Annotated in this window: 8 protein-coding genes; 3 read left to right on the forward strand and 5 right to left on the reverse strand. The window is 52.4% G+C overall.

Going from position 1 to position 6,410, the window contains the following annotated elements; all coding sequences use genetic code 11:
• The 3 genes from ABJQ89_RS20505 to cysQ all read right to left on the reverse strand — a co-directional run.
• On the reverse strand, positions 1-278 hold a 278-nt coding region (locus ABJQ89_RS20505), incomplete at its 3' end, for a glycosyltransferase family A protein (protein ID WP_348498010.1).
• Positions 275-1,075, reverse strand: a complete 801-nt coding sequence (kdsB, locus tag ABJQ89_RS20510; RefSeq protein ID WP_348498011.1) for a 3-deoxy-manno-octulosonate cytidylyltransferase — start codon at positions 1,073-1,075, stop codon at positions 275-277. The genes ABJQ89_RS20505 and kdsB, both read right to left, overlap by 4 nt.
• Positions 1,076-1,873 (reverse strand): 3'(2'),5'-bisphosphate nucleotidase CysQ, encoded by a 798-nt coding sequence (gene cysQ / locus ABJQ89_RS20515; protein ID WP_348498012.1) that lies wholly within the window; start codon positions 1,871-1,873, stop codon positions 1,076-1,078.
• Between the two features lie 122 nt (positions 1,874-1,995).
• Here cysQ and ABJQ89_RS20520 point away from each other — a divergent pair, with 122 nt between their 5' ends.
• Positions 1,996-2,817: an ABC transporter permease gene (locus ABJQ89_RS20520; protein ID WP_348498013.1), complete on the forward strand. Its 822-nt coding sequence runs from the start codon at positions 1,996-1,998 to the stop codon at positions 2,815-2,817.
• 43 nt (positions 2,818-2,860) lie between these two features.
• On the opposite strand, the gene ABJQ89_RS20525 is transcribed toward ABJQ89_RS20520, so the two are convergent.
• Positions 2,861-2,998: a hypothetical protein gene (locus ABJQ89_RS20525; RefSeq protein ID WP_348498014.1), complete on the reverse strand. Its 138-nt coding sequence runs from the start codon at positions 2,996-2,998 to the stop codon at positions 2,861-2,863.
• A 121-nt stretch (positions 2,999-3,119) separates the two neighbouring features.
• Here ABJQ89_RS20525 and gcvA point away from each other — a divergent pair, with 121 nt between their 5' ends.
• Positions 3,120-4,043 (forward strand): transcriptional regulator GcvA, encoded by a 924-nt coding sequence (gene gcvA, locus ABJQ89_RS20530; RefSeq protein ID WP_348498015.1) that lies wholly within the window; start codon positions 3,120-3,122, stop codon positions 4,041-4,043.
• Here the strand turns inward: gcvA and ABJQ89_RS20535 are convergent.
• Positions 4,040-4,642 (reverse strand): alpha-ketoglutarate-dependent dioxygenase AlkB, encoded by a 603-nt coding sequence (locus ABJQ89_RS20535; protein WP_348498016.1) that lies wholly within the window; start codon positions 4,640-4,642, stop codon positions 4,040-4,042. The two genes, gcvA and ABJQ89_RS20535, sit on opposite strands and share 4 nt — an antisense overlap.
• A 226-nt stretch (positions 4,643-4,868) precedes the next feature.
• On the opposite strand from ABJQ89_RS20535, the gene dnaK reads away from it, so the two are divergent.
• The coding region (gene dnaK / locus ABJQ89_RS20540; RefSeq protein WP_348498017.1) for a molecular chaperone DnaK at positions 4,869-6,410 on the forward strand (1,542 nt) is incomplete at its 3' end.

A 6,410-nucleotide genomic window follows, 5' to 3' on the forward strand; every position in this document is an offset into this window, starting at 1 on the left:
TCTGGCACCGCATCATCATCGATGAAGGCCACAATCTCACCCGCGGCTTCTGCGATACCTAGATTGCGGGCAGCCGAGATATTCGCCTCCTCGAACGCAACGCATTTCAGATCCTCAAAGAAGGAAAGGTCACGCGCAGCCTCCATGCCATCTTTGTCCGCGACAAGAACGACTTCGAATTCAGGATAATCCAGTTGCGATATGCCCGTTAGGCAAAGCGGTAAATCAGCAGCCCGGCCTCTGCTCACAACGATGACAGAGACCGAAGGGGTGCTCATTCAATCCCCATCTCCAGCATCATCTGCTCAATCACGGGGACATCTTCGGGATTATTCAACTCCCAGAATTGGCGCCCTTTCGCATCAACTTCAACGCAGCGCACGGTGCCACCTTGCTCCATAAAGCGTAGCTGCTCCAATCCTTCGAGCTGCTCCAGCGGACCAACTTTCCAATTTCGATAATCCAGCAAAGCGCTCGGGCGATAGGCATAGACACCAACATGATGAAACACAGGGGTTTCATCTGTGTCTGCATAGATTTCAGAGGTAAATGGCACCACCTCTTTCGAGAAGTACATCGCGCGCATGTTGGCATCGAAAACCGCGGTTGTGCCTCCAACACGTCCTGCTTTGCGATCTGCGAGAAAACCATTCAACGCACGACCATCGCAGCGCAGAATAGGCGTGGCGATATCCGCATCCGGCGCATTGCGCATGGCTGTCACCAAATCCTCCACAAACCAATGTGGCGTCAACGGCGCGTCACCTTGTAGGTTCACCACAATCTCCGCGTCGCTGCCCAGCGCCTCATAAGCCGCCGCGCAACGCTCTGTTCCATTGGCGCAGCTTTCAGAGGTCATCACAACCTCTGCCCCGAACACCTCTGCCGCATCTTTGATCCGATCATCATCCGTCGCAACAACGACGCGATCCACGCCATTCACCGCCTTCGCAGCCTCCCACGCCCGCTGAATGAGCGAGCGAGAAGAACCAGTTGCACCCTTGAGCTCTGCTAAGGGTTTTGCAGGGTAACGCGTAGACGCATACCGCGCCGGAATGACAATCAGAACAGACACTTAAGCTTCTTTCAACTCAACGTCAGGTGAGTAAGCAATGAAGAATGGGTTTGCGTAATCTTCCTTGCCGTACACCAGATCTTCATGGTTATCGAAACGCACAACGCGTCCGCCGGCGCCTGTTAAAACAGCATGACCAGCAGCTGTGTCCCACTCCATCGTGCGGCCAACCCGCGGATAGATGTCCGCTTCGCCCGTCGCAATCAGGCAGAACTTCAATGATGAGCCCGCGCTTTTCATGTCGCGCACTTTGTATTTGTTGATGTAGTCATCCGTCGCCTGATCACGGTGCGATTTAGATGCAACGACATAAAGCGCTTTGTTGTCTGGGGTGCTCACGCTGATCACGTTCTGCTGACCAACGACATCAGGATGCAGTGGTCCTGTTTCTTCGACCGTTTGACCATCTGCGCGCGTGTAGAACATGCGCTTCTTCGCAGGCGCATACACAACACCGCGCGTTGGAACGCCCTTTTCGACCAAAGCGATGTTCACAGTGAAATCGCCGCGACGGTGAATGAACTCTTTTGTGCCATCCAATGGATCAACGATCAGGAAGGTATCGCCAGACGTCTTGTGCGACTCAGATTGCTCTTCTGTCACAAGCATCACATCAGGAAACTCTTCGCGCAGACCCTTGGAAATCAGGGCATCCGCAGCTTCATCAGCGGCTGTCACAGGGCTGTCATCAGACTTTGATTTGACGTCAAAATCATCCTGACCGTAAATGTCCATAATCACGTCGCCTGCGGCCAATGCCAGCTTGCGCATCACTTCTTCTAAATGTTTGTAGTCCATTTGCCCACTTCCTGCCTTAAATCTTCGGTAATGTTGATAAAATATCCATGCCTCTTATGATATGAAGCAACAAGAACGGCAATATTCATCATGCACAACGTTCGAGATCAGGCAGACTAAATATGTTCCAAGTTCGAAAACGCGACGGCTTCTTGAGCAATACGATTACTTTTTGTGATCTCGTGTACCACAACGTTGCCCGCACAATTCGAAAATCGCATGGCAACGCCTTGATGAGTATCATCATGAACTTGATGCAGATGATCATCTTTGTTCTGGCGTTTTACATCATGTTCTCTGTTTTGCAGCTACGCGGCGCAGTGATGCGTGGCGATTTCATGGTCTTCCTAATGACCGGCATTTTTCTGTTCATGACGCACATCAAAACCGTTGGCGCTGTTTCCGGTTCCGAAGGCCCCGCCTCCCCCATGATGAAGCACGCGCCAATGACCACCTCAATCTCGATTGCGGCGGCCGCGCTCAGCCAGCTCTACATTCAGATGCTTTCGCTTATTGTGATTATGTTTGCCTACCACGTTCTTGTCACACCTTTTGAGGTACAGAACGTTGCTGGTGTTATGATGATGATCCTGCTCGCTTGGTTCACCGCCGTCGCAGTTGGCGTGGTTTTCCTCGCGATCAAGCCATGGGCGCCCGGGCTTTCCGGTCTTTTATCGACGATCTACCAGCGCGCAAATATGATCGCGTCCGGAAAGATGTTTGTCGCCAACACATTGACGCCACAGCTTTTGATGATGTTTGATTGGAATCCACTGTTTCATTGCATCGACCAATCACGCGGCTTTGCCTTTGTGAACTATTCTCCCAGAAACTCGAATTGGGAATATGCTTTGTGGGTCGGGATCGTACTATTGCTTATCGGGCTTATGGCGGAATTCTACACCCGTAAACATGCCTCCGCGAGCTGGAGCGCGCGCCAGTAAGTCTTTAGGAACCGCCCTTACGAACGATCCCTTTTTGCGACGCTCAACGCTTATCACTGCGCAAACGCAGCATACGCGCGATGCGTGCCATTCCATGGTGAAATGCTTCACTACGCTCGTAGCGCATACGCGCTTCATAGTCGGCACGGCTTAGGGCGGTATGTCCATTTTTAGTATACATTCTCTTGTCTCCAATTTTCGATCTGAACAATTTCGTTCTGTAAATACGTTATATTGTTTGACAAATGCTCGCACAAACGAGACGTTTAGAGCATTCAGTTAAGAAACTCTTGTGGATAATAATGGACCGCCTCGCTCCCTTTACTGCCCTACGCGCCTTTGAAGCCGCCGCACGACACTTGTCTTTCGCCGATGCCGCAGCAGAGCTGAACGTGACGCCAGCCGCTTTGTCCTTTCAGATACGCTCGCTTGAGGATCACCTCGGCGCGCCCGTGTTTCATCGCCGCAATCGCGCGGTGGATCTAACCGAGATTGGCACTGCGCTTTACCCAGAAGTCGCGGAAGGTCTCACAACACTCAACCGCGCGTGGAGCAGCGCACGGCGTCGCGTGACCGCCTCCAACCTAACCATCACCGCTGGGCCTGCCTTCACCTCAAAATGGCTCGCCCCGCGCATGTTTACCTTTGCACAGGCGAACCCTGATCTAGAACTCAGGTTTTCCGCAACTTTGCGTATTTTGGATTTCGCCCGCGATGAAATTGATGTCGCCATTCGCTTTGGCATGCATGAAACGCCCGGCCAGTTTAACGATGTGATTTTGCAAGAGTGGGTAACCCCTGTCATGCACCCCGATCTCGCAAAACAGATAGAAGCGCCAGATGATCTGCTCTCCCTGCCTTTCATCTATGATGAGAGCATGAATTTCTTAGATGATTGGACGGGCTGGCCCACTTGGTTCAACGCTATGGGCATGGACAAAACGGCGAAACCCGGCCCGCAGTTTTCTCAGGCCGATCATGCAACCGATCTCGCCCTGTCTGGCGGCGGTGTATTACTCGGGCGCGCGTCGCTTTGCGAAAAAGCGCTGGAAGCAGGAAACTTAGTCGCACCGTTCAAACAGTCCATTCGCCTGCCTGGCCAATATCGCCTGACCTGCCCTATGGGTATGGAAGCGACACCTGCAATTCAAAGATTGCGAGACTGGCTATCGACAGAACTTGAAAGCCTTCATGCGCTCACTGCAACGCGTGAATTTCTAAATTAGGTCACCACACGCAAAGTAAGATTCAAACGCCCACCTTTGGACAAAAGCTGCGACGTTCCAAACCGAATACGATCAACGCCATGATAAGTCAGGCGCGCATCGCCGCCCATCACAACAACATCCCCCGAGCTGAGCCATATCGATTCAGTGCTACCGCCCTTTTCGCGATTTCCTATCCGGAACAAGCCATCATCCCCAAGAGAAACTGACACGACGGGCTCAGCGAAATTCGCCTCATCGCGATCCTGATGCATACCCATGCGCGCATCTTCGCCATAGAAATTCATCAAGCAGCATTCAGGCGGGCGCGTGGATCCACTCACGCGATCCCAGATGTCCAAAATATTCTGCGGAATTGCAGGCCAATTTTGACCGTTTGGATGTGTATTTGCGTATCGATACCCTGATCGATCTGACACCCAACCGAACGCACCAGCGGAGGTCATTTTGACACTCATAGGTTTTCCATAGGGCGTCATCGGAGAAAAGACTGGCGCAGCGCGCGCAACGTCGCGCACGGCTTCAACCAAAGCCTGTTGCATGGGCTGATCGAGCAGCCCTTTATAGATGTCAAACCCTCTGACACTCAGTTTTTGCACGCGCGGTTAACCCTTTTTTTAGTCTAATCGCAAAAATAACGCCATTACGGAGCGAAAACTCATAATCAGTTGCTGTGCAAAGCTTGCAGCACCCTTTTGCGCTCCTTATATACCGCTCGAACGGCGGTTTGCACCTGTTGTAGACCACTCACCAATCGGGGCACGGATGCCGTAACGGGTTTGCGTCTCGTAACATCGCCTTGAAGATTAATAAGGGATCGAAAACATGGCCAAAGTAATTGGTATTGACCTTGGAACGACAAACAGCTGCGTTTCCATCATGGACGGCTCTCAGCCACGTGTGATTGAAAACGCTGAAGGCGCGCGCACGACACCGTCGATCGTTGCTTTCACAGATGACGAGCGCCTTGTAGGCCAGCCGGCGAAACGCCAAGCCGTCACAAACCCAGATAACACTGTCTTTGGCGTAAAGCGCCTGATCGGTCGCCGCTATGATGACGCGCACCTGAAGAAAGACATGAAAAACCTGCCATTCTCTGTTGTAGATGGCGGCAACGGCGACGCATGGGTCGAAGCGAAGGGTGACAAGTATTCACCTTCCCAAATCTCTGCTTTCATTCTCGGTAAGATGAAAGAGACAGCGGAAAGCTACCTCGGCGAAGACGTGACACAAGCGGTTATCACCGTACCTGCGTACTTCAACGATGCGCAGCGTCAGGCGACAAAAGACGCCGGTAAGATCGCTGGCCTTGAAGTTCTGCGCATCATCAACGAACCAACAGCGGCTGCGCTTGCTTATGGTCTTGATAAAGAGAACACACAGACAATCGCGGTTTATGACCTCGGCGGTGGTACATTCGATGTGACCATCCTCGAAATCGACGACGGCCTATTCGAAGTGAAATCCACCAACGGCGATACGTTCCTCGGCGGTGAAGACTTTGACATGCGCATCGTGAACTACCTCGCGGATGAGTTCAAAAAAGAGAACGGCGTTGACCTGACGCAGGACAAGATGGCGCTTCAGCGTCTGAAAGAAGCAGCTGAAAAAGCGAAGATCGAATTGTCTTCCGCGAACCAGACTGAAATCAACCAGCCGTTCATCTCTATGGATCCAAAAGGCGGTCAACCGCTGCACATGGTTCTGAAACTGACACGTGCGAAGCTGGAAAGCCTCGTCAGCGACCTGATCAAAGCATCTATCAAGCCTTGCCAAGCAGCGCTTAAAGATGCGGGCCTGTCCACCTCTGACATCGACGAGATCGTTCTCGTTGGTGGTATGACACGTATGCCACGCGTTATCGAAGAAGTGACAAAGTTCTTCGGCAAAGAGCCACACAAGGGTGTTAACCCTGATGAGGTTGTTGCGATGGGTGCGGCTATTCAGGCCGGCGTTCTGCAAGGTGACGTGAAGGACGTTGTTCTTCTGGACGTGACACCACTGTCCCTCGGCATTGAAACACTCGGCGGCGTCTTCACACGTTTGATCGATCGCAACACGACGATCCCAACGAAGAAGTCCCAGATTTTCTCCACTGCTGAAGACAGCCAAAGCGCCGTGACGATCCGTGTTTTCCAAGGTGAGCGCGAAATGGCCGCAGACAACAAAATGCTCGGTCAATTCAACCTTGAAAACATCCCGCCAGCGCCACGCGGTCTTCCACAGATCGAAGTAACCTTCGACATCGACGCAAACGGCATCGTTGCTGTTGGCGCGATGGACAAAGGCACGGGCAAAGAGCAGAAGATCACGATCCAAGCCTCTGGCGGTCTGTCTGATGCGGACATCGAGAAGATGGTTCAAGAC

The sequence above is a fragment of the Planktotalea sp. genome (assembly GCF_039984035.1).
Lineage (GTDB): Bacteria > Pseudomonadota > Alphaproteobacteria > Rhodobacterales > Rhodobacteraceae > Planktotalea.

Bases quoted from the DNA above. Each gene is read 5' to 3' on its own strand.
- ABJQ89_RS20525 (WP_348498014.1), bottom strand. From the start codon at position 2,998: ATGTATACTAAAAATGGACATACCGCCCTAAGCCGTGCCGACTATGAA.
- ABJQ89_RS20520 (WP_348498013.1), top strand. From the start codon at position 1,996: ATGTTCCAAGTTCGAAAACGCGACGGCTTCTTGAGCAATACGATTACT.
- gcvA (WP_348498015.1), top strand. From the start codon at position 3,120: ATGGACCGCCTCGCTCCCTTTACTGCCCTACGCGCCTTTGAAGCCGCC.
- cysQ (WP_348498012.1), bottom strand. From the start codon at position 1,873: ATGGACTACAAACATTTAGAAGAAGTGATGCGCAAGCTGGCATTGGCC.